The organism is Pedobacter cryophilus (assembly GCF_005116455.1).
Lineage (GTDB): Bacteria > Bacteroidota > Bacteroidia > Sphingobacteriales > Sphingobacteriaceae > Pseudopedobacter > Pseudopedobacter cryophilum.
This window is the reverse complement of sequence record NZ_SWBP01000001.1, coordinates 261,967-284,891: the sequence shown is the minus strand read 5'-3', so window position 1 is coordinate 284,891 and position 22,925 is coordinate 261,967. Positions and strand designations below refer to the sequence as shown.

23 protein-coding genes are annotated in these 22,925 nt (G+C 33.1%); 11 read left to right on the top strand and 12 right to left on the bottom strand.

The window, feature by feature from the left end:
• Positions 1–20 precede the first annotated feature (20 nt).
• The 11 genes from FA046_RS01225 to FA046_RS01180 form a co-directional block, all read right to left on the bottom strand.
• Positions 21–1,088, bottom strand: a complete 1,068-nt coding sequence (locus FA046_RS01225; RefSeq protein ID WP_136824542.1) for a M20 family metallo-hydrolase — start codon at positions 1,086–1,088, stop codon at positions 21–23.
• Positions 1,089–1,106: 18 nt separating this feature from the next.
• The gene (proC, locus tag FA046_RS01220; RefSeq protein WP_136824541.1) at positions 1,107–1,919 is read right to left on the bottom strand and encodes a pyrroline-5-carboxylate reductase; all 813 of its coding nucleotides are present in this window, start codon (positions 1,917–1,919) and stop codon (positions 1,107–1,109) included.
• 238 nt (positions 1,920–2,157) lie between these two features.
• Complete coding sequence (argB, locus tag FA046_RS01215) at positions 2,158–3,045, bottom strand: acetylglutamate kinase (RefSeq protein WP_136824540.1); 888 nt, start codon at positions 3,043–3,045, stop codon at positions 2,158–2,160.
• Positions 3,042–4,028 (bottom strand): Rossmann-fold NAD(P)-binding domain-containing protein, encoded by a 987-nt coding sequence (locus tag FA046_RS01210; protein ID WP_136824539.1) that lies wholly within the window; start codon positions 4,026–4,028, stop codon positions 3,042–3,044. Before FA046_RS01210 ends, argB begins: the two co-directional genes overlap by 4 nt.
• A 111-nt stretch (positions 4,029–4,139) precedes the next feature.
• Complete coding sequence (locus FA046_RS17185; protein ID WP_169303280.1) at positions 4,140–4,286, bottom strand: hypothetical protein; 147 nt, start codon at positions 4,284–4,286, stop codon at positions 4,140–4,142.
• Between the two features lie 73 nt (positions 4,287–4,359).
• Positions 4,360–5,487 carry an aspartate aminotransferase family protein gene (locus FA046_RS01205; protein ID WP_136824538.1) on the bottom strand — a complete coding sequence of 376 codons (1,128 nt, stop codon included), beginning with the start codon at positions 5,485–5,487 and terminating at the stop codon, positions 4,360–4,362.
• Between the two features lie 158 nt (positions 5,488–5,645).
• Positions 5,646–6,671 (bottom strand): N-acetyl-gamma-glutamyl-phosphate reductase, encoded by a 1,026-nt coding sequence (gene argC / locus FA046_RS01200; protein ID WP_136824537.1) that lies wholly within the window; start codon positions 6,669–6,671, stop codon positions 5,646–5,648.
• Between the two features lie 41 nt (positions 6,672–6,712).
• Entirely contained in the window at positions 6,713–7,909 is a 1,197-nt protein-coding gene (gene argG, locus FA046_RS01195; protein WP_205943586.1) for an argininosuccinate synthase, read from the bottom strand.
• Between the two features lie 87 nt (positions 7,910–7,996).
• Positions 7,997–8,656, bottom strand: a complete 660-nt coding sequence (locus FA046_RS01190) for a GNAT family N-acetyltransferase (RefSeq protein ID WP_136824536.1) — start codon at positions 8,654–8,656, stop codon at positions 7,997–7,999.
• Positions 8,657–9,038: 382 nt separating this feature from the next.
• Complete coding sequence (locus FA046_RS01185) at positions 9,039–9,773, bottom strand: acyl-CoA desaturase (RefSeq protein WP_136824535.1); 735 nt, start codon at positions 9,771–9,773, stop codon at positions 9,039–9,041.
• Between the two features lie 108 nt (positions 9,774–9,881).
• Positions 9,882–10,769: a tetratricopeptide repeat protein gene (locus FA046_RS01180; RefSeq protein WP_136824534.1), complete on the bottom strand. Its 888-nt coding sequence runs from the start codon at positions 10,767–10,769 to the stop codon at positions 9,882–9,884.
• A 243-nt stretch (positions 10,770–11,012) separates the two neighbouring features.
• Here FA046_RS01180 and FA046_RS01175 point away from each other — a divergent pair, with 243 nt between their 5' ends.
• The 11 genes from FA046_RS01175 (at position 11,013) to FA046_RS01125 (ending at position 21,860) form a co-directional block, all read left to right on the top strand.
• Positions 11,013–11,432 carry a cobalamin B12-binding domain-containing protein gene (locus FA046_RS01175; RefSeq protein ID WP_136824533.1) on the top strand — a complete coding sequence of 140 codons (420 nt, stop codon included), beginning with the start codon at positions 11,013–11,015 and terminating at the stop codon, positions 11,430–11,432.
• Positions 11,433–11,442: 10 nt separating this feature from the next.
• Entirely contained in the window at positions 11,443–12,225 is a 783-nt protein-coding gene (locus FA046_RS01170; RefSeq protein ID WP_136824532.1) for an enoyl-CoA hydratase/isomerase family protein, read from the top strand.
• Between the two features lie 126 nt (positions 12,226–12,351).
• Positions 12,352–13,773 carry a sigma-54-dependent transcriptional regulator gene (locus FA046_RS01165; RefSeq protein WP_136824531.1) on the top strand — a complete coding sequence of 474 codons (1,422 nt, stop codon included), beginning with the start codon at positions 12,352–12,354 and terminating at the stop codon, positions 13,771–13,773.
• Positions 13,774–13,795: 22 nt separating this feature from the next.
• Positions 13,796–16,621, top strand: coding sequence for a PAS domain-containing protein (locus tag FA046_RS01160; RefSeq protein WP_136824530.1), 2,826 nt, complete (start codon positions 13,796–13,798; stop codon positions 16,619–16,621).
• Positions 16,622–16,634: 13 nt separating this feature from the next.
• Positions 16,635–17,039: a response regulator gene (locus FA046_RS01155; RefSeq protein WP_136824529.1), complete on the top strand. Its 405-nt coding sequence runs from the start codon at positions 16,635–16,637 to the stop codon at positions 17,037–17,039.
• Positions 17,040–17,049: 10 nt separating this feature from the next.
• Positions 17,050–18,516: a hybrid sensor histidine kinase/response regulator gene (locus tag FA046_RS01150; protein ID WP_136824528.1), complete on the top strand. Its 1,467-nt coding sequence runs from the start codon at positions 17,050–17,052 to the stop codon at positions 18,514–18,516.
• Between the two features lie 62 nt (positions 18,517–18,578).
• Positions 18,579–19,535, top strand: coding sequence for a porin family protein (locus FA046_RS01145; RefSeq protein ID WP_136824527.1), 957 nt, complete (start codon positions 18,579–18,581; stop codon positions 19,533–19,535).
• Positions 19,536–19,612: 77 nt separating this feature from the next.
• Positions 19,613–20,650: an AI-2E family transporter gene (locus tag FA046_RS01140; RefSeq protein ID WP_136824526.1), complete on the top strand. Its 1,038-nt coding sequence runs from the start codon at positions 19,613–19,615 to the stop codon at positions 20,648–20,650.
• An 83-nt stretch (positions 20,651–20,733) separates the two neighbouring features.
• Positions 20,734–21,000: a YtxH domain-containing protein gene (locus FA046_RS01135; protein WP_136824525.1), complete on the top strand. Its 267-nt coding sequence runs from the start codon at positions 20,734–20,736 to the stop codon at positions 20,998–21,000.
• A gap of 18 nt (positions 21,001–21,018) precedes the next feature.
• On the top strand, positions 21,019–21,378 hold the full coding sequence (locus tag FA046_RS01130) for a phage holin family protein (protein ID WP_136824524.1): 360 nt from the start codon (positions 21,019–21,021) through the stop codon (positions 21,376–21,378).
• A complete protein-coding gene (locus FA046_RS01125) occupies positions 21,378–21,860 on the top strand; it encodes a hypothetical protein (protein WP_136824523.1) in 483 nt (160 codons plus the stop codon). Before FA046_RS01130 ends, FA046_RS01125 begins: the two co-directional genes overlap by 1 nt.
• Before the next feature lie 75 nt (positions 21,861–21,935).
• Here FA046_RS01125 and fcl read toward each other — a convergent pair whose 3' ends face one another.
• Complete coding sequence (gene fcl, locus FA046_RS01120) at positions 21,936–22,865, bottom strand: GDP-L-fucose synthase (protein ID WP_136824522.1); 930 nt, start codon at positions 22,863–22,865, stop codon at positions 21,936–21,938.
• Between the last annotated feature and the right edge of the window lie 60 nt (positions 22,866–22,925).

Below are 22,925 nucleotides of genomic sequence, written 5' to 3'. Positions count from 1 at the left end.
ATCAGGGAATTGCCCAAATCCTAAATTACCACCCTCTCAATCATTTTAATATATCCTTCTATTCCTTCTTCAATTTCTTTTAAATAAATAAATTCATCTGCTGTATGCGACCTAGCGGAATCTCCAGGGCCACATTTTAAAGATGGAATATTTAATAAAGCTTGGTCTGAGGTGGTTGGCGAGCCATAAGTTGTTCTACCCAAGGCTAATCCGGCTTGTACAATTGGATGCTCTTTTGGGATGGAGGAAGGCTTCAATCTTACTGACCTTGGCGTTACTTCACAACTCACAAAAGATCGAATGATTTTTAAAACATCTTCATTATTATAAGCATCAGTTATCCTAACATCTACCGTAAACAAACATTGGTCTGGCACTACATTATGCAAACTGCCAGCGTTAATCATAGTCACCGTCATTTTTATTGGGCCTAAAGTTTCAGAAACTTTAGTAAACTGATAATTTTGAAACCATTCTATATCTTGTAGCGCTTTGTAAATGGCATTGTCGCCTTCATTTCGGGCAGCATGACCAGATTTTCCTTTTACTAAGCAATCTAAAACCAGTAAGCCTTTCTCGGCAATAGCCAAATCCATTAAAGTAGGCTCGCCAACTAGGGCGAAATCTAATTTCCCTAAATCAGGAAGGATAGATTCTATACCGCCTTTCCCCGAGTTTTCTTCCTCGGCGGTTGTTGCTACCGCTATATTATATTTAAGATTTTCTTGAGGATAAAAATGAAGAAAAGCAGCAATTAATGAAACCAAACAACCGCCAGCATCATTACTTCCTAAGCCAAATAATTTACCATTTTCTTCATCAGGAGCAAAAGGATCTCGGCTATAGCTTTTGTTTGGCTTTACGGTATCATGATGAGAGTTTAAAAGAATTGTTGGTTTTTTGCTATCGAAATGCTTGTTATAAGCCCAAATGTTAAAGCCTTTGGTATGGCATGGAATCTCATTTTGCTTAAAAAAATTGCATAAAATGTTAAATGTTCCCTCTTCTTCCTTACTTAGAGAAGGGGTGGAGATGAGGTTTTTTAAAAGCTCAACTGCATTTTCATATAGCGTATTTTTGTCTTGCATCTTGATACTTATATCTTGCTACTCTTTGGTGTACAATTCTCCTGCAATTTTAGCCGATGTTTTAATCCCTTTAATCATTGCAGAACTAAAACCATTGTGCTCCATTTCATTTAAGCCGGCTATGGTACAGCCTTTTGGCGATGTCACCTTATCAATCTCATGTTCTGGATGAGAAGCCAATTGCAACAATAAATCTGCTGCACCTTTTGCGGTTTGTGCCGCCATCATTAAAGCATCATGAGCATGAAAACCAACTTCTACACCACCTTGCGAAGCCGCTCTGATAGAGCGTAAAAAGAAAGCAATTCCGCAAGCACACAAAGCGGTAGCTGATGTCATTAATCCTTCCTCAATTTGGATGGTCATGCCAACGGTATCAAAAATATCTTTCACTAATTTTAGGCTTTCCGCCGATGCATTATCAGTGGCAAAACAAGTCATAGATTGCTGAATAGCGATAGAAGTATTTGGCATTACCCGCACCACTTGTAAGCTATCATATAATTTTGCTTTGATATTATTACAGGTTACGCCAGAAACTACAGAGGTAAATAATTGCTTTTCTGGGTTGATAGAAGGCTTAATTTCATCTAAAACTTTGTTTACCTGTTGCGGCAAAACGGCTAAAACAATGATATCTGCATTTTTAACAGCTTGGGCATTATTATCAAAAGTTTGGAAACCTTGTGCTGCATATTCTGCTAAAGAGTTTATATTTCTTCTGGTTAAGGTGATGGCACTGGCAGGATAAAGTCCGCTTTTTACCAAGCCTTTTGCAAGTGATAAACCAATGTTTCCACTTCCTATAATGGTGATTTTATTTGAGTTCATTTTTTCAGTTTGTTAGTTGACGAGACTAAAACATAATTAATTTGGGCGTTTAAACACGCTGTTCGCTATATCTTTTTTGCCTTATTCTTCGACTCCGCTCAGAATGACAAAAAAGGATGCCGCTTCCATCGTTAACGCAGGCAATGTTATAGTTTAATTCTCCTAATCTAGTCAGTCAAATATTTATATCCTTGTGTTCTTTGTGCAAATCTCTGTTCTCTTTGTGGTAAAAAAAATACTATTTCATTAATCGTGTGCCAAATAATGTTCCGTTTTTTAAGTCGGTTAAATCATCGGCTTTGCCAATAAAAACTTCTTTTACTCCTTTATTAATAGCCTCAAAAGCATTATGCAATTTAGGCAACATTCCATCGGTAATCACTCCGGTGGTTTTTAATTCTTCGTAAGTGATAGGGTTAATTTCTCTAATAACAGAATTTTCATCATCAACGTCAATCAAAACGCCTTTTTTCTCAAAACAGTAAACCAATGAGGTTTCATAATGAGCCGACATGGCTACTGCAATTACCGAAGCAATGGTATCTGCATTGGTGTTTAATAGCTGACTTTCGCCATCATGAGTAATTGCCGAAAAAACAGGGACAAAGCCGTTATCAATTAAAATGGAAAGGTTTTTAGTGTGGATAGATTTTTCTTCTAAATCGCCAACAAAACCAAAATCTATTTCTTTAATGCTTCCATCTTTGGCTGTCAATTTTTTTATAGGTCTTTTTTTTGCTGTAATGATATTTCCATCTGCACCACTTAAACCAATAGCATTGCAACTATTCATCTGTAGTTGTGCCACCAATTTTTTGTTGATTAGACCCGCATAAACCATGGTTACGATGCGTAAAGTTTCAATATCTGTGATTCTTCTACCATCAATCATTTGGGCTTCAATACCCATTTCATCACCTAATTTGGTCGCCATTTTACCGCCACCATGAACAAGTATTTTAAAACCTTTTAAATCGGCGAAAGCATTCAAAAAATGATGTAATTTTTCAGAATCATCAATTACATTTCCGCCTATTTTTATGATATAAAGAGCCTCACCCCGGCCCTCTCCAAAGGAGAGGGAGCCAAGTGTTTCCTTTTTTAGTTGATTTTTGTTATCACTCATTTTATTCTCATTTCAGGTAAGCCCTCTCCTTTGGAGAGGGTTTGGGTGAGGCACCTTTTCAAAACAGCTTGTGCTGCCCAAACCCTGTTATTCGCTTGATTTAAAACTAAAGAATTTGTACCGTCTAAAATTTCGTGAGAAAGTTCTAAACCTCTTCTTACGGGCAAACAATGCATTACACTGGCGTTGTTGGTGAGTTTTAGCTTTTCATTAGTCATCATCCAACCTTCACCGTCAGATAAAATTTTCCCGTAATCGTTGTAAGACGACCAATTTTTAACGTACACAAAATCGGCGCCAGCCAAAGCTTCATCCTGATTATTAGTTACTCTTGCATTTCCTACAAACTCCGGGGCTAAATCATAACCTTTTGGATGGGTGATTACAAAATCATAATCGGCTTTATTCATCCACTCAGCAAAAGAATTGGCAACAGCTTGAGGTAAAGGTTTAACGTGAGGTGCCCACGTTAAAACCACTTTAGGTTTTGCCGTTTTCTTTAATTCTTCTATGGTGATTAAATCCGCCAAACTTTGTAAAGGATGACGGGTAGCTGATTCTAAACTTACGACAGGAACACCACAATATTTAACAAACTTATTAAAGATTCCTTCCGAATAATCTTCTTCTCTATTTATTAAACCAGGAAAAGATCTGAAACCGATAACATCACAATATTGGCCCATTACACCGGCAGCTTCTCTGATATGTTCTACCGTTGTGCCGTTCATAATTACGCCGTCTCTGGTTTCTAAAGCCCAACCTTCTTTGTCAAGATTCATTACCATTACCTGCATTCCTAAATTTAAGGCAGCTTTTTGAGTGCTTAAACGGGTACGCAAACTCGGGTTTAAAAAAATTAAACCTAAAGTTTTATGTTTGCCCAGTTGTTCATCAGCAAAAGGATTTTTCTTCATTGAAATGGCTTCTGAAACCAGTTTTTTGATGTCGGTTACATCATTTACAGAAGTGAATAATTTCATTTATATGAGATTGATTTAAAAAATAGGTTGTTGTCGATTATCCCAGAAGAAAACTAGAAGGATGTAGTTATCAAATACTTCATAAATTAGGTGACCAACGAACTTCTAATTTCATGATTTGTATTTATTCATCACTTCCTCAGTAGATTTGGTCATGCCTAATTTCCCTTCTTCCTGACCTTTTTTGATACCATTAATTACATAATCAGGTAAAATATTTGCACTTGCCAAAAGTGCATGATAATCCTCTAGGCTCATTTGAACTGCAGTTTTATTCCCCTTTTCGTAGATTAAATATTTTACTGTCATATACAAATATAATTAAATGCCATTAAACAAACTTTGACAGCGAAGTCAAAAACCTATCGGCATGAGCCATTGTTAAATTTAAAGCAGGCAATAACCTAATCACATTGGGTTTGGCTTCGCCGGTAAAAATATGTTCTTTAAAAAGTAAGTCTTTTTTAACATGACTTAATTCTTCTGGTAATTCAATACCTATCATTAAACCTCTGCCTCTTACTTCTATAATCTTATCAAATTTTTGAAGTTCGGTAATCAAGTAATTTCCAACTGTTTCAGCATTTTTAATCAAGTTGTCTTGTTCTATTACTTCTAAAACTGCTAAAGCTGCTGCACAAGCCAAATGGTTTCCTCCAAAAGTGGTTCCTAGCATTCCATGCCAAGGTTTTAATTTCGGGCTGATGCTAATTGCACCAATTGGGAAGCCATTGCCCATTCCTTTAGCCATGCAATAAATATCTGCATCCACTTCAGAAAAATCATGAGCATAAAATTTACCGCTTCTACCGTAACCACATTGTACAGAATCGGCAATAAAATAAGCTCCGTTTTCATCACAAAGCATACGAATGGTTTTTAAAAATTCTTCACTTGCTACCCTAATTCCACCTACACCTTGAATGCCTTCTATAATTACAGCACAAATTTCTTCTCCTTCGTCTTCAAAAACGTTTTTTAAAGCTTCAATATCATTAAAAGGAAGAAAAATAATATTTGGATTCTCATTAACCGGAGCTATAATTTTAGGATTATCTGTAACTGCAACGGCTAAAGAAGTTCTACCATGAAAAGATTTAGTGAAAGCAATAATTTTCTTTCTTCCATTAGCAAACGAAGCCAACTTAAGCGCATTTTCATTTGCTTCTGCACCCGAGTTGCAAAGGAAAAGCTGAAAATCTTCTTTACCAGATATTTCGCCTAATTTTTTAGCTAATTCTACTTGAATAGGAATTTCAATAGAGTTAGAGTAAAATCCTATTTGACCCAATTGGTCTTTTAGCCTTTTTACATAATGTGGATGAGTATGACCAATAGAAATCACGGCGTGACCTCCATATAAGTCTAAATATTCTTGCCCATTATTATCCCAAACCTGGCTTCCTTTGCCTTTAACAATGTTTATATGGTTGATTGGATATACGTCGAATAGTTTCATAATTGCCTCATCCCAGCCCTCTCCAAGGGAGAGGGAGTTCTTATAAATTTTTAATACTTATTTAATTTGTTTTGAGATTTTTTAAATCTGAAAATCTTACTGTTTTTTTAAAGTCTGCGCCCAGTGTTCCCTCTCCTTTGGAGAGGGTTAGGGTGAGGCTAAAAATAAGAAGCTTTCAACCTTAATCCCGCCATTTCTTCCAACCCAAACATCAAATTCATATTCTGCACTGCCTGCCCGGATGCACCTTTTAATAGATTATCGATGATGGATAAAATCAACAATTTATTACCATGCTTTTCTAAATGGATTAAACATTTATTGGTATTTACTACCTGCTTTAAATCTATATTTTGCTTGCTGATATGAGTAAAAGGATGTTCGGCGTAAAAGTCTGTATATAGTTTTTCTGCTTCTTCTATAGTTAAATCAGATTCTATATAAGATGATGCCATAATCCCACGAGCAAAATCTCCACGGTAAGGAATAAAATTAATTTCTTTAGAGAAATCGGCTTGTAGTTGTATTAAGCTTTCGCCGATTTCATTCAAATGCTGATGTTCAAAAGCTTTATAAACCGATAGGTTATTATTTCTCCAGCTAAAATGAGTAGTTGAGCCGGGTTTTTGTCCGGCACCTGTAGAACCAGTGGTAGCAGAAATATGAACTTCTGCATTTAATAATCCAGCTTTAGCTAGCGGTAATAAAGCCATTTGAATGCAAGTAGCAAAACAACCTGGATTAGCAATGTTTTGAGCGGTTTTAATGGCTTCTTTATGGAGTTCGGGTAAACCGTAGATGAATTTCCGATTTCCAATTTCCGATTTTTGATTTAGTCTAAAATCCTGAGATAAATCAATGATTTTAATAGTATCACTTATTGGATTTGCTTCTAAAAACTTTCTGGCATCTCCATGTCCTACACAAAGGAAAAGAACATCAATATCCTGCGAAAGCTGATCTGTAAATTTTAAATCAGTGTCTCCTAATAAATCAGTATGTACATCAGAAATTAGGTTTCCAGCATTGCTGTTGCTATGAATAAATGCAATTTCAACATTCGGATGGTTAATTAGGATTCTTAGTAACTCACCACCTGTATAACCTGCTCCACCTATAATTCCCACCCCCAAGCCCCTTGAGCGGGCATTACTTTGCAATTCTTTATTTAAATTATTACTCATAATTTCAAATTTTTTAATTCCTACTCGTAGGAAAGCCCCTTTTAGGGGGTTTGGGGGTTTACTTTGTGCCAAATAGATACTTGATTTCCAAATATTTTAGAGAAACCTTTTACATCATCTCCGGTATATCCTTCATTCATTTCTCCATAGCTTCCAAATTTACTACTCATCAAATCATGTTCAGATTCAATACCTATTACAACAAAACGATAAGGCATTAATTGGATGAAAACTTTTCCGCTTACTGTTTTTTGACTGTTACTTAAAAAAGCTTCAATATCACGCATAATAGGGTCATGAAACTGACCTTCATGCATCCAATTTCCATAAAACATAGATAATTGGTCTTTCCAGCTTAATTGCCATTTGGTTAAAGTATGTTTTTCTAAAGCGTGGTGAGCTTTAATAATTACCATTGGAGCTGCCGCTTCAAAACCTACTCTTCCTTTAATTCCTATAATAGTATCACCAATATGAATATCTCTGCCCACACCAAAAGGTGCAGCAATTTCTTGTAATGCTTGTATCGCTTCTGTTGGGTGGCTATAAGATGCGCCATTCAGGCCTACTAACTCGCCTTTAACAAACTCTAATTCAACATTTTCTGGTTCTGATTTAGTGACTTGAGTTGGCCAAGCTTCTTCAGGAAGCATTCCGTTAGAGGTTAAAGTTTCTTTACCACCAACTGATGTGCCCCAAATTCCTTTATTGATAGAGTATTTAGCTTTTTCTGCGTTGATTTCTACACCATGTTTGTGTAAATATTCAATCTCTGCTTCTCTGCTTAATTTTAAATCTCTAATAGGAGTGATGATACCCACTTTTGGAACCAAAATATTGAAAATCATATCAAACCTAACCTGGTCATTCCCTGCTCCGGTACTTCCGTGAGCAACAAAATCAGCATCAATTTTTTTAGCATAATTTGCAATTGCAGTAGCTTGGGTTACTCTTTCGGCACTCACAGAAAGTGGGTAGGTATTGTTTTTTAATACGTTTCCAAAAACCAAATATTTTAAACAATTGTCATAATATCCTTTAACGGCATCAACAGCATGATGTGAGGTTACGCCTAAACTGTAAGCTCTTTCTTCAATTTGTTTTAATTCCTCTTCAGAAAAACCACCGGTATTTACAATTACAGAATGGACTTCTAGGTCTAAATCTTTGGTTAAATAAATACAGCAAAATGAGGTATCTAATCCTCCACTAAAAGCTAAAACTACTTTCTTTTTCATTATTATCAGATATGAGTCCCGATAAGCTACCGGGATGAGATGTGAGATATGAGACCTTGCAATCGCATAATCATTAATCAATAAAATTTAATTTGTTAAACTAACTGCTACAATTTTGGTGAAACTGCGAATTTTAGCTTCTAATCGTTTTAATAAATTTGCCTTTTTAGCGATTTTTGTAAAACGTTCTTCCTCTTCAATTTTTTTCTCTGCCGGATCATAAAGCATAGCCGTACACATACAATTTTGTCTGCCCTTGCTCATTAAAATATCGTAATTCACACAGCTTTGGCAACCTTTCCAAAAATTTTCATCTTGAGTTAATTCTGAATAAGTAACGGGTTCATAACCTAAATCAGAGTTAATTTTCATTACCGCTAAACCAGTGGTTAAACCAAATATTTTCGAGTCGGGGTATTTTTGGCGAGAAAGTTCAAATATTTTGGTTTTAATAGCCTTTGCTAAACCTGCTTTTCTATAAATTGGGTTTACAATTAAACCGGAGTTAGCTACAAAATCTCCATGACTCCAGGTTTCGATATAACAAAACCCAGCCCATGTGCCATCTTTATGAAGCGCAATTACGGCCTTTCCTTCTAGCATTTTGTTAGAAATATATTCTGGTGAACGTTTAGCAATACCTGTGCCTCTTGCTTTGGCAGATACAGCCATTTCATCACAAATGGTTTCTGCAAAGTTTACATGTTGTAATCCTGCAACCAGTATATTAAAATTTGGAGTATGCATTGATAGAGAGTGGCTTTTAAAACCACATATTTTTAATTAAATGGAATTGTTAATTGACGTAAGCCATTGAAAATGACCTTTTTGGTTTTAGAATTTTATTCTCAGATTAATCAAAATCTGGGAATAAATAGGGGTCGTCGTCGTAAAGAGATTATTCTTGAAGAAGGTAAACAAATAACCATAGAAAATGCGTCACCGTAATTTGATGAATTGCTTTTTTCTGTATGTAAATTATTTTGTTTCATTTTCTTTAGCTATCAGGTAGTTATACCTGTTTTCTTCCGCAAAAGAGCATATTATTTTTATTAATTACAACATATAATTGTATAAATAATATTTAATTAACATAAAAGGTGTTCTCACTACACTTAGGTGGTGTATTTTAAGACTGTACTTTTCTAAATTTTATAATTCTTAACCAGCTTAAAACCTTCATAATTGGATAAACAGGGTCTATCTCAAACCATTTTTTACCAAAATTTGGGCTGTTTGGAAACTTATGATGGTTGTTTTGAAATAACTCACCAAGCATTAAAAAATCAAACGGGGTAGTGTTTTTTGATTTATCCTGATTATCAAAGTTAGAATAGCCATACTTATGTCCGCACCAATTTACAATAGCACCATGCAATGGTCCCATCACAAAATGGAAAGGCAAGAATAACCACATCCACCATTGGGTTGCAAAAACAACGTAAAAAGCTACGTAAGCCACACTAAATAAAATTCTTGATGTCATGGAAGTCCCCATTTTATCTACAAGTTTCCATTCAGCATATTCGCCTCTAAATTGTGGTTCTGGTTGCTGTAAATCTTTTTCGTAAATCACGTACATTCCTCTTGTGTTCCACATCATTTGAAAAACATCTTCAAAAAAATGAGGAGAGTGAGGATCTTTTTCAGTATCACTAAAAGCATGGTGCATCCTGTGCATTATAGCATAAGCTTTTGGTTTTAGATATGATGCACCCTGACCAACATAAGTTAAAACGTAGAAAAACTTATACCAAAAACTGTTTAAGCTAAACATTTTATGAGAAGCGTAGCGATGTAAGAAAAAGGTTTGAACAAATAAAGAAAGGAACCAGTGACCGATAAAAAAGGTTATAATATACATGTTTGTTTTTTGTTGATGATAAAGTAATTTTTTTAATAAAAACTCACTTTATCAAGTTGTAATTGGGCGCAAAAGTATGATTTAGGTTTTTATTTTTTATTTAAATCTTTATTTCTTTCCGCTTCGGTTTTGAAGGTAAGAATAAGTCTGAGCCATTTCAAAATCCAGATCTTGTTTATAACTCTCAGATGATTTATCTAGTAACATTTTTACAATATTAAGATCTTTCAATGCTAACGAATGATCTTTGATAATGTTTTTAACCCGAGCTAAAAGTAGTAAAGATTGTATTTTGGATGATTTAGAATTTAGTTTTTCTGCTAAGGTTAAAGATTGGATAAAAAACCATTTTGCTTCGGTATATCTTTTGCTTTTTAAATATATTTTTCCTAATTCAAGATAGCATTTCTGTTCATTTATTTTGTTAACCCCCAACAATAATACATTTTTTAGGATTAAATTTTCAGCAGTTTTAAAGTCGCCATTTAATAAAGCTAGATGTGCTTTAAAAATTAGACCGTTTATTTGTTGATTCTTAATTTTTAGCAAACTGTAATAAGTTATTGCCGTTTTATTATGCGCTCCCGATTGTGTAAAATCACGTTTTAAAAAATATAAGCGAGCTAAATTAGCACTCGTTGAAGCCATGTTTTGTGTGTCTTTTAAAATTTTAAAACCTGATAACGCAGAATTATAATTAGCTATAGCCGATGAATACAAACCTTGGTAACAGAAGTTAATGGCTTTGATTTTTTGAAAATTAGTAAATGCTAAAAGTTGTTTCTGAGTGGTTGCACCTTCAAAATTAGTGTCAAAATGAATAAAATGCTTATTATTTATCCCACTTAAATAAATATTTAGTTGAAGCTTATCAGCACCTGTTATTATAAAACTTTTGGAGTCTAAATCTATTAGCTGGTCGCCAATTAAAAAATCAGGATGTTTAAAAGCTGTTGTAATTAAAGATTTTTGTTCAACAGAATAACTTTTAATCAATAGAAAGTCTTTTAAAGAAATTGCCCTCACATTGGTAATCATTAAACCGTAAAAGACAAAAAACACAAAAAATTTAAAGATTTTTAGCGTACTAAACATAAATGAAGATACACTACAATTTAATAAAAGCGGCATGCTTTATTGTTTAATATCCCATTTAAAATCAAAGCTATTGCAAATGCAGCAAAAGAATTTTTCTTAGTACTTTTACCAAAATAACCAATTCAGTAAAAGCTTAAACAGATGGAAAAAAAATTGAATCGTCCGGTACGTGTTTTGGTCGCAAAAGTAGGTTTAGATGGGCATGATAGAGGCGCAAAAATTATTGCTACCTCATTACGTGATGCAGGTATGGAAGTGATTTACACCGGTTTAAGGCAAACACCAGAAATGGTAGTAAATACCGCTTTACAAGAAGACGTAGATGCTATTGGCGTTTCCATACTTTCTGGCGCACACATGACGGTTTTTCCTCGCATTATGCAGCTCCTTAAAGAAAAAGAAATGGATGATGTTTTGGTTACTGGAGGAGGCATAATTCCTGATAAAGACAGCGAAGCTTTAACCAATATAGGTGTGGGTAAACTCTTTACACCAGGCACACCAACAACAGATATTGTAAATTATATCAATGATTGGGCATACGAAAATAGAAATTTCTAAAAATTTTATCATGACTTACGAAAACCTTTTATTAAACATTAGTAATGAAATTCTTTTCATTGTAATTAATAGAGAAAATAGGCTTAATGCTTTAAATAAAGCAACCTTGGCCGAATTGCATTTTGCAATCTCAGGCGCCCAAATAGATGCTACCGTTGGCGGGATTATCATTACCGGAGCTGGTGAAAAGGCTTTTGTGGCTGGGGCTGATATTTCTGAATTTGCGTTATTTAATGAGGAGGAAGGGAAAATGCTTTCGCAAGAAGGGCATCATAAAGTTTTTGACGTAATTGCAAATAGCGCAAAGCCTGTAATAGCCGCAATTAATGGTTTCGCTTTGGGCGGAGGTCTGGAATTAGCTTTAGCTTGTCATATCAGAATAGCTTCAGAAAATGCTAAAATGGGTTTGCCCGAAGTAACTTTGGGTTTAATACCTGGTTATGGTGGCACACAAAGGTTAACAGAACTGGTAGGAAAAGGCAAAGCCATGGAAATGATACTCACCGCAGATATGATTGATGGTGAACAAGCCCTTGTTTGTGGCTTGGTAAATAAAGTAGTGGCACAAGAAAATTTAATGTTGAGCTGCGAAGAAATGATGAGCAAGATTTTAAGTCGTTCTCCAAAAGCAATTAGCGCAGCAATAGTTGCTGTAAATGCCTCTTTAGACAAAAATCAAAACGGTTTTACCGTAGAAATTGAAGAATTTGGAAAGTGTTTTGGCAACAAAGATTTCAAAGAAGGGGTTTCTGCATTTTTAGAGAAGCGTAAATCTACTTTTGAAAGAGATTAAGTTTATTTTATAGATTTAATTTTAATCAAAAGTTAATTGTGTGGAATGTTTTTCCCGTTTAAAATAAATATTTATATTCGCTTCATGCTTTTAAACAGCAAAACTGTTTAAACACAAATTATATTCATGAAAAGAATTCTGATTGTTGATGATGAAGTAAATATTGGCTTGCTTCTTTCTAAGTTTTTATCAAGAAATGGCTTTGAAGTAAAGACAGCAACATCTGGGGCAACCGCATTTGAGATATTAGGTAACGAGAGTTTTAACCTTGTTTTATGTGATTTCAGATTAGAAGATACTGATGGACGAGAAATTCTGAAAAGAATTAAGTTATTATATCCAAGAACCGGTGTGATTATTATTACAGGTTATTCAGATATTAAGCTTGCGGTAGAACTTATTAAAATGGGTGCTTATGATTATATCACTAAGCCACTTTATCCAGATGAAATTCTAAATACTATTAATAAGGCTATAGAAACTCAGCAAGCCTTAAATGAAGAGATGGACAAGCCAAAGTCTACCTCAGATTTACCCAAAAACAGAGAAGCAAAAAAAGCTTCTTTTGAGCAAGAAGATTACGTTATTGGACAAAGCCCGGCAGCTAAAGAATTAATTAGACAAATTGATTTGGTTGCGCCAACCAACTACAGCGTAATTTTAATTGGAGAAAGCGGTACCGGTAAAGAGTCGGTAGCTAAAAGTATCCATCTTAAAAGCCCTAGAAGAGATAAACCTTTTGTTGCTATGGATTGTGGCTCGCTCACCAAGGAATTAGCAGGTTCAGAGTTTTTTGGTCACGAGAAAGGGTCGTTCACCGGAGCATTGTACACCAAAATTGGTCATTTTGAAATGGCTAACGGAGGTACCTTGTTTTTAGATGAGGTTGGAAATCTTTCTTACGAGATTCAGGCGGCACTTTTAAGAACAGTACAAGAAAGAAAAGTAAAACGAATTGGTTCTACCAAAGAAATAGATTTAGATGTAAGAATAATTGTTGCAACTAATGAAAACTTAATAGATGCCATTACAAAAGGAAGATTTAGAGAAGATTTATATCACAGATTTAATGAGTTTGGTATTTATATGCCACCGCTAAGAGAAAGAGGAAAGGATATTATGATTTTTGCAGAGTACTTTCTTTTTTCAGCAAATAAAGAATTAGATAAAGAAGTTAAAGGATTTTCTGCCGAAGTGGAAGAGTGTTTTCTAACTTATCCTTGGCCAGGAAACGTTAGAGAGCTAAAAAACGTGTTAAGAAGAGCTGTTCTTTTAAGTGAAGGAGATTTTATACAAAGTAAAGCATTGCCATTAGAGATTTCTACACATTCTAAAGTTTCTGCTTTTGAAAACGCCATGGATATTTCTACAAATGGCCATATTAAAGAGAGAAAATTAGATTTAAAAAACGCTGCTCTTGAAGCAGAATATGAAACTATTTTGAAGGTTTTAAAAGAGGTGAATTTTAATAAAACCAAAGCAGCACAGCTCTTAAATATTGATAGAAAAACGCTTTACAATAAAATGAAAGCAATTAATTTAGAATAACAATTAAACCTAACTTAATAAGGTGGCAATAAGTGCAATTCCTATAGGGAAAAAAAATAATGGATTCAACATCCCTATGGGATATTTTTGGGCCATTTTTATAGTATGTATTACTCCAACTTTATTATCGTTGTTGGGCGTTGAAATTATTTATGATGAATACAAGCTCATCTCGTTTTCAAAAATAAATCAAAGTATTTCTACAGAGCTTATTCTTGGTAGAACTTTTACTACCATCTGGATCATTTTTAGTATCGCCGTAGGTATTTTTACTTGCATACTCACACTTATAGATTTTAAGGTTAAAAAAAATATTGCAGCACCAGTAATAGGTTTAATACTGGTTTGTAGTGCCATATTTGATATGGTTCACCTTCTTATTGTGCTTGGTGCGTTACATGTTAAATTAGGTTTAGATGAAGCTATTTATTACAGTTGGTTTATCAGTAGGTTGCTCCATGCGGTGTTGTTATTGGCAGGTACCATATTTATTTTAAATACCAGGCCAGAGTATATAAAATCTGATAAGCAAAAAGTTAAATTAGTTAAAACATTAGGGATATCATTTTTAGTAATCACGTTGTTTTTAATTGTTTACGTAATTAAAGTAAAAGAAATTCCCGAAAGTATTATCCAAAGAGATTCTTTTTTCACACATCCTTTTGAGTTATTAAGTATCCTTATTTATTTGGTTTGGGGAGGCTTAGCGATGCCTAAAGTATTAAAAATTTATCAGGGTATTTTCTTTCAAATGCTTATTTTAAGCATGATACCAGCCATCTTCTCAAATATACACATGGCTATATTTTTTAAGAATTTTGATATTGAATATAACTTTGCCCAGTTTTTAAAGCTAGTAGCCTATGTGGTTCCTTTAATTGGAATCAGCTTAAACTACTCTAGAAATATTGCCAAACAACATCAAATGAATATGATGTTAGATGAGGAAATAAGGGCAAAAGAAAAAGTACAAGAAGATTTAGAAAGAAGACAAAGTTTATTACAACATGCAGAAAAATTAGCCAATATGGGGAGTTGGGATTTGGATGTAGAAACCAAGGAAATAAATTTTTCTGATGCACTTTATAAAATATTTGGTTACATGCCTAATTCTATATCTCCAAGTTTAGAATTGATGTATAACATGATTATCCCCGATTACAGGGCGGAGTATAAGCAAATGTTAGAAAATGCCATTACCAATCAAACTTCTTTTAATACAGAGTATGAGGTTTTATGGGTTAACGGAGAAAGAAGATACATTTTAGCACAGTGCAGATATATTGCTTCTGATAAAAAGATTATTGGTACTTGTTTAGATATTTCTGAACTAAAAGAAACCACACAAAAATTAAGTCAAAATGAAGTTTTATTAAAAGAAGCAGAGTCTATTGCTCATAACGGAAGTTTTGAATGGTTTAATGGAGTAGATCATATTTTTTGGTCGGATGAGTTGTTCAGGATTCATGGATATGAACCTAATTCGATTAACCTTACTTTTCAGTTTTATAAAAAATTAGTTCATCCTGATGATTTAGAAAGGTGTGAGAAACTTCAACAAAAAATAGCCGAGAGCAAGAAGAATTTTGCTTTAGAATACCGCATTATTAGGCCAGATAAAGAAGTAAGATATGTTTATTTAACGGCTAAAGTAATCCTGTCTAAAGATGAAAGTATCAATAAAATTATAGGAAACCTACAAGATATTACCGAGCTAAAAAATGCCGCTATATTATTAGAAAAAACAGAAAGTATTTATAAAACTATTGCCAGCAATGTGCCAGATTCTGTAGTATTAATGTACGATAGAAGTTTCAAATTGATACTTTTTGATGGCCCAATTTTAGAAAACATTACTTTTAAGAACGAACTGTACACCGGTATCCCTTTAAGTGATATGTTTTCGGCAGAAGAAGCTCAACAAAATGAAGATATTTTAAAAAGAGCTTTTGAAGGTGAAGAATTACAAGTTGAGAAAGATTTTGAAAACGAGAAAACTTTCATGATTGATTTTAAACCAGTAAGAAATGCTTCGGGAGATATTTTTAATGTAATGGTGGTAATGCATGATATTACAGAGATCAAAAAAGTTCAAAAAAGTTTAGAATCTAAAGTAGAAGAATTAAACAGATCTAACCAAGACTTAGAGCAGTTTGCTTATGTAGCATCACATGATTTGCAAGAACCACTAAGAAAAATTAGAGCTTTTGGCGATAGATTGCAAACTAAATTTAGCAGCAATATTGCCGATGAAGGTTTAGATTATATTAAAAGAATGCAAAGCGCATCTGAAAGGATGCAAACCCTTATTGATGATTTGCTCACTTTCTCAAGAGTAACCCGTACGGATGAAGGTTATGTGGAAGTAGATTTGCATGATCAACTTCAAAAAATTATTGAAGACTTAGAATTTACTATTGAGAAGAAAAACGCTACAATAGATTTAATGGTTAACCACAGTATTTGTGCAATTCCAGGTCAAATTAGGCAGTTATTCCAAAATTTAATTAGTAATGCAGTAAAGTTTACTAATGAAGGAGTGCCACCTTTAGTGGAAATTAAATCGGAAATATTAAGAGGAGATGCCTTTAACGAAGAGCAATTAGAGCAAAATAAAGATTACTGCAGAATAACAGTAAAAGATAACGGAATTGGATTTGACCAACAATATTCTGAAAAAATATTCGAACTTTTTCAAAGATTGCATACCAGAAATGAATACCAGGGAACCGGTATTGGATTAGCTGTTTGTAAGAAAATTGTTGAGAAACATAATGGAATTATTAAAGTTAATAGTAAACAAAACGAAGGGACTATGTTCACCATCATATTACCTGTAAACCAATAATAAATAATCAAGAATGATGAAAAGATCTATTTGGATAGCAGAAGATGATCCTGACGATAGGCTAATTATTAAGGAAGCTTTTGAAGAAAATCATTATCTAGAAACGTTAAGTTTTTTTGAGGATGGAGAAAAAGTTTTATTAAAAATTAATGAAGATGAAGTTGATGGTTTATCAGGTTATCCTTCATTGCTGATATTAGACTTAAATATGCCAAAAATTAATGGCTTAGAGCTTTTGAGTTTAATTAAAAAGAGCAATAAAACTAAAGACATTCCTGTTGTTATTCTCACCACATCCAGAAATGCTCACGATAGAGAGAAGATCATGAAAATGGGGGCTGATGATTTTATTACCAAGCCTTTTAGTTTTGATTTGATGATTGAAATCACAAAAAATCTAATATCTAAATACGGATAATTAAGCTAATATGAAACCAATAAAAGTATTATTAGTAGATGATGATGAAGACGACTATATCTTAACCAGAGATATTTTTAATGATATTCCACAAAAGGAAAAGTATAAATTAAGCTGGATTAATAACTACGAAGAAGGTATTAATGCAATGCTTAAGAGTCATTATGATGTTTATTTAGTGGATTACCGCCTGGGAAAGTATACTGGCTTAGATTTATTACACGAAGCAATTAAATCTAATGTAGATGAACCTATCATTATTCTAACAGGAAAAGGAGATGCTAAAGTTGATGAAGAGGCTTTAGAAACTGGTGCTGCAGATTATTTAGTGAAAGATCAAATTAATCCTTACACCATTGAAAGATCATTACGCTATGCCTTAAAAAGTAAACACACCATTAAAGCCTTAAGAGAAAGCGAAAACAAATTCAGAATAATTTTTGAGAGATCAAAAGAGCCGTTCATAATAATGGATTCTTTAGGCGGGGTAAGAGATATTAATAAAGCCGGGCTTAAATTTTTTCAATATTCTATTGATGAAATAAGAAATTTAAATGCAACTAGTCTTTATGCTAACAAGCAAGATAGTTTGAGTTTTTCAGAATTAATGGATGAGAAGGGAGCCGTAAATGATTTTGAAACCGACTTAATTACAAAAGATAAAGAGATAAAAAAAGTAACCATATCTGCTTTTTTACAAATAGACCAACATGCTACAGAAGAACTTTATTATTGCATTATTCATGATATTACCGATAGAAAGAAAGAAGAAAAAGCTTCTGTAGATGCTGAGAAAATTGCGGTGACAGAGCGCATTGCAAAAAGTTTAGCCAATGAAATAAGAAACCCGCTTTCTAACATCAATTTATCTATAGAGCAGTTAAAGTTAGATGTTCAATCAGAAGATGAGTCTGTTAATCTTTATATAGACATTATCCAAACTAATTTTGAAAGAATAAATTTATTGATTACTGATTTTATAAATTCTACCCAATCATTAGAATTAAATATTCAGCCCCGAGCTTTAAATATTTTAATAGATGAAAGTATTGATAGAATTAAATTAGAAATAGATAAAAGCAGAGTTGTATTAAACAAAGAGTTTAATCAAACAGATTTATTGGTTGATGTAGATAATGAAAGAATTGTAAGTACTTTTTACAACATTTTATCAAATGCAATTGGAGCATTCTCTAAAGAAATAATCATTAATGTATATGAACAAAATGATTTCGCAATCATAGAAATTATTGATGATGGCGAAGGGATTTCTGTAGAAAATCAAGCTAGAATTTACGAACCTTTTTTCACTACAAAGCAAAAAAGCTTGGGTTTGGGTTTAACCAATGCACAAAAAAGCATCATCAACCATAAAGGTAATTTACACTTTGAAAGCACAGAGAATCAGGGGACTAAATTTGTAATTAAATTGCCGCTTACCAACCAAACGCAACTGTGGGAAGGCTTTGATGTTTAATTAAAAAGAAAAATTTAATTGTTTTTATAAAAATATTACCTTTGGCGATCAAAAAATTAAATATGAAAAAAATAGTAAATTTATTTATTACCGCTGGTTTATTACTATCAGCATCAGCTAATGCACAAGAAACAACAGCATCAGCAAAAGCAAAAACCTTTGGAGGCAGAGACCAATACAGAACTTTTTCTATTGGAGTAAATGCAGGCGCTTTAGCTCCGGTTGTTTTAACAGGAGGATCAAATGATTTTGCAAATTGGGACGTTAATTTAGGTTATGGTGTTTCTTTACGTAAACAATTAGCGCATTCTTTTGGCTTACAAGGTAATTTGTTATTTGGTAAATTATCAGGTAATAACGATGTTGCAACAAACGGATTCAGATCTTTTGATACTAAAATGGCTTTTGGTTTAGATTTAAGAGGAGTATTAAGTTTAGGATCTGTAGACTTTTTAAAAAGAGAAAATGCAGTTAACTTTTCTCTTAATTTGGGATACGGCTTATTAAGTTACGCACCAAGTTATGTAAATGCAACCGGTACAACCGTTGATTGGAAAGGTAAAGCAGATGGCGGTGATGATTATATTAAAGAAGCTTATATTCCTTTAGGAATGGGCATAAAATTCAAAGTTTCAGAAGGGATCAACTTTGATTTAGGTTACACAATGAATTACCTTGATAGTGATAATTTAGATGCTAATTATGCAAAAGCAAATTCTAAAGATAAATTTTCTTATACTTCATTAGGATTAGAATTTGCTTTAGGGCCAAAATCTAAACAAGATTTAACTTGGGCTAATCCTGTAGCCAATATGTATGATGAATTAAATGATGCATCATTACGTGAAGACGTTAACAAATTAAAAGGACGTACAACTAAAGTTGAAGAAAAAATTCAGGATCTTAAGAAAGATACTGATGGAGACGGAGTTGCAGATCATTTAGATAAATGCCCTAGTACGCCAACAGGTGTTAAAGTAGATGGAGCAGGTTGCCCTTTAAATGTTTTAAAACAATAAATAACATCCAATAAAAAAATTAAAAGCTTCGAATAATTTCGGAGCTTTTTTTGTTTAGATTGAAAAAAAATTAAAGCATGTCGGTTTTCTCTTATAAACAAAGAAACAATTTAGTACTGTTAGCCATTATTATTTTGGCAGTTGTTATATTCTACAGTCTAAAAGGATTATTTACTGCCTTTTTGGGTTCTATTATCCTCTACACTATATTTAAGCCGTTGTTTATATATTTTAAAAAGAAAATAGGTAGAGTTTTCTCTGCTGTTTCTATAATTTTAATTTCATTTAGCATCATTATCATCCCATTTTTTACACTCAGTTTTATGATTGTAAATAGGTTAAGTGATCTTAAAAAAGATCAGTTTATGGTAAAGGCAATGATTTCTCGTTTAGATGATTATGTTGGATTAAAATTAGATCAGCCAAATTTAATTGATAAATATGTAGCAAGGTTTAGTGAATTTGTTCAAGACTTATTTCCAACAGTGTTAGGAGGTACTTTAGATATATTTTTAACTATAGCCATGATGTATTTTATACTTTACTTCATGTTTGTACAATATCAGGAATTTGAAAGAGGCTTATTAAAGTACGCCCCTTTAAGAGAACATCACGCCATTAAATTTGCAACAGAACTAAAAAACACCACTTATTCCAATGTGTTAGGGCAAGGTTTTATAGCACTAATTCAAGGAATGTTAGTTAGCATTTGTTTTTTTATTGCGGGAATTAACGATGCTGTGTTTTGGGGAGTAGTGAGCTTGTTTTTATCATTTATGCCAGTAATTGGGGCGCCTATAGTGACAATTCCGGCCGCATTAATTCTTTTTATTAACGGAGAAAATTGGCAGGGAACTTTTGTACTTCTGGTTACTCTTATAATTATTATAAATATTGATAACGTAATAAGATTTATGATCAATAAACGAATAGCAGATACTCACCCCATCATTACAGTAGTTGGCGTAGTAATAGGGCTTCCTTTATTTGGCTTTGTAGGATTGGTTTTTGGTCCATTATTATTATCTTGGTTTTTACACTTGATACAAGTTTATGAAACCGATAAAATTGCTGCCGAGCGATTAGAACAACAACTACAAAAAAGTGAAAATTAATAGGTGTTAATTAATAGTTTGGCAAGGTATTTTCTTATATCAATGTAAGTCTTAAATTATTCATAAAATTAAAAATCTATAACATGAACAATAACTCAAAAACCGTAATTGCTTTATTAGCAGGTTTAGCTGCTGGCGCCGCTTTAGGAATGTTATTTGCACCAGAAAAAGGTTCAGATACAAGAGATAAACTTTCAGATTCATTAAAAAATTTAGGAGATAGTATCAAAGAAAGAGCTGCGAGTGAAATTGATAACCTAACTGATTTTAAAGAAAAAGTTGTTAGTAACATTAAATCTAAAATTAAACAGGCAGAAAACGAATACACTCAAGAAACTGATCACGTATAGTGATTTTAATACAACACTATGGAAGATAGCGGTAATAAAGGCCTAGAGCAATTATTAGAAAAATTAAAAGAATACCTTAACACCAGAATGAAGTTAGGTAAGCTTACGCTGATAGAAAAAGGCGTTTACTTATTTTCTAATTTAATTACTGATGGGTTAGTTGTAATATTTCTGATTTTGGCTTTTTTGTTTACCAGCTTAGCCCTAGGTTTTTATTTGTCAGAACTATTAGGAAACTCTTTTGGTGGGTTTTTCATCATGGCAATCATTTATTTTATTTTCGCTTTGATAATTTATTTAATCAAAGACAAGTATTTAGAAAAGCCAATCATTAATGGAATGATTAAAAAGATCTTTAAAAACGAGGAGGAGGAGTAATGGCAAAAACTAAAATTGAAAACATTGATCAATTAAGATTAGAAATTGCAATTTTGAGATTGCATAGAGCAGAACAGGAGATTTATTTAAGCCAAAAGGTAACTAGTTTTAGCAAAGCTTTAAATAGCCCTTTAAGTTTTATAAAAGGATCACTTTCATTTTTAGGCTTAAGAGATAATAAAAGTAAAGCACCACAAGAAGCAGATTGGGTTACAAATTTAGCTAGAATAGGTATTCCTTTCTTGCTTAATAAAACGCTACTGAGTGGTAGAGGTTTTATTTTTAAATCAATTGTCTCTTTACTTTCGCAAAACACCATAAATTCTAAAATTTTTAATAAAGGAATGTTGGGTGGTTGGATAGATAAATTAGTAGACTGGGTAGATTCTCCTTCTTCTAAAAAAGCTAGGAGCAAGAATGAAGATATTGATTACGGCATTTCGCCAGAAAGTGAAACCTATTCTGGAAAGCCTATTCACTAAAGAAATAGTTAAAAAATTAAGCCCTAAAATGAACTTAATCATTTTAGGGCTTTTTTATGAGATTTAAATTCCTTGTTAAACAAACTTCTCTAAAAAATCTTGGTAAGCTAAAGCTATTCCTTCTCTCAAATCAATTTTATGTTTCCAACCTTTGCCATGTAGTTTACTTACATCCATTAATTTACGTGGAGTGCCATCAGGTTTACTGCTATCAAAAACCAATTCGCCTTCAAAGCCAATAATTTCTTTTATCAATAAAGCTAAATCTTTAATGCTTAAATCTTCCCCAGTTCCAACGTTAATTAAGTTAGGCTCATCATAATTTTGCATTAAGTAAAAACAAGCATCAGCTAAATCGTCAGCAAATAAAAATTCTCTCATTGGGCTGCCGCTTCCCCAAATGGTTACTGTTTTATCATGGTTTACTTTAGCTTCATGAAACTTCCTGATTAAAGCAGGTAAAACATGAGAGTTTTGAGGATGGTAATTATCATTATAACCATATAAATTGGTGGGCATTGCTGATATGTAATTGCAACCATATTGTGCTCTGTATGCATCACACATTTTGATTCCAGTAATTTTAGCAATGGCATAAGGTTCATTAGTCTCTTCTAATAAGCCAGTTAATAAATACTCTTCTTTTAAAGGTTGAGGAGCCATTTTTGGATAAATACAGCTTGAGCCTAAAAACATCAATTTTTTTACTGCATGCAAATAAGATTGATGGATAACGTTATTTTGAATTTGTAAATTTTCATAAAGAAACTCGGCTCTGTAAGTATTATTGGCAATAATGCCTCCCACTTTAGCGGCGGCTAAAAAAACATAATCTGGTTTTTCTTGATCAAAAAACTCGGCAACAGCCAACTGATTTCTTAAATCTAACTCTTTAGAGCTTCTTTTAATAATGTTGGTATAACCCTCTTTTTCTAATTTTCTTACAATGGCCGAACCTACCATTCCGTTATGCCCTGCGACATAAATTTTTGCTGTTTTTTCCAATGTGTTTGTTGTAAATATGTTCAAAGATAAAATTCTAATCCTTGTGTTAAAACCTATTCT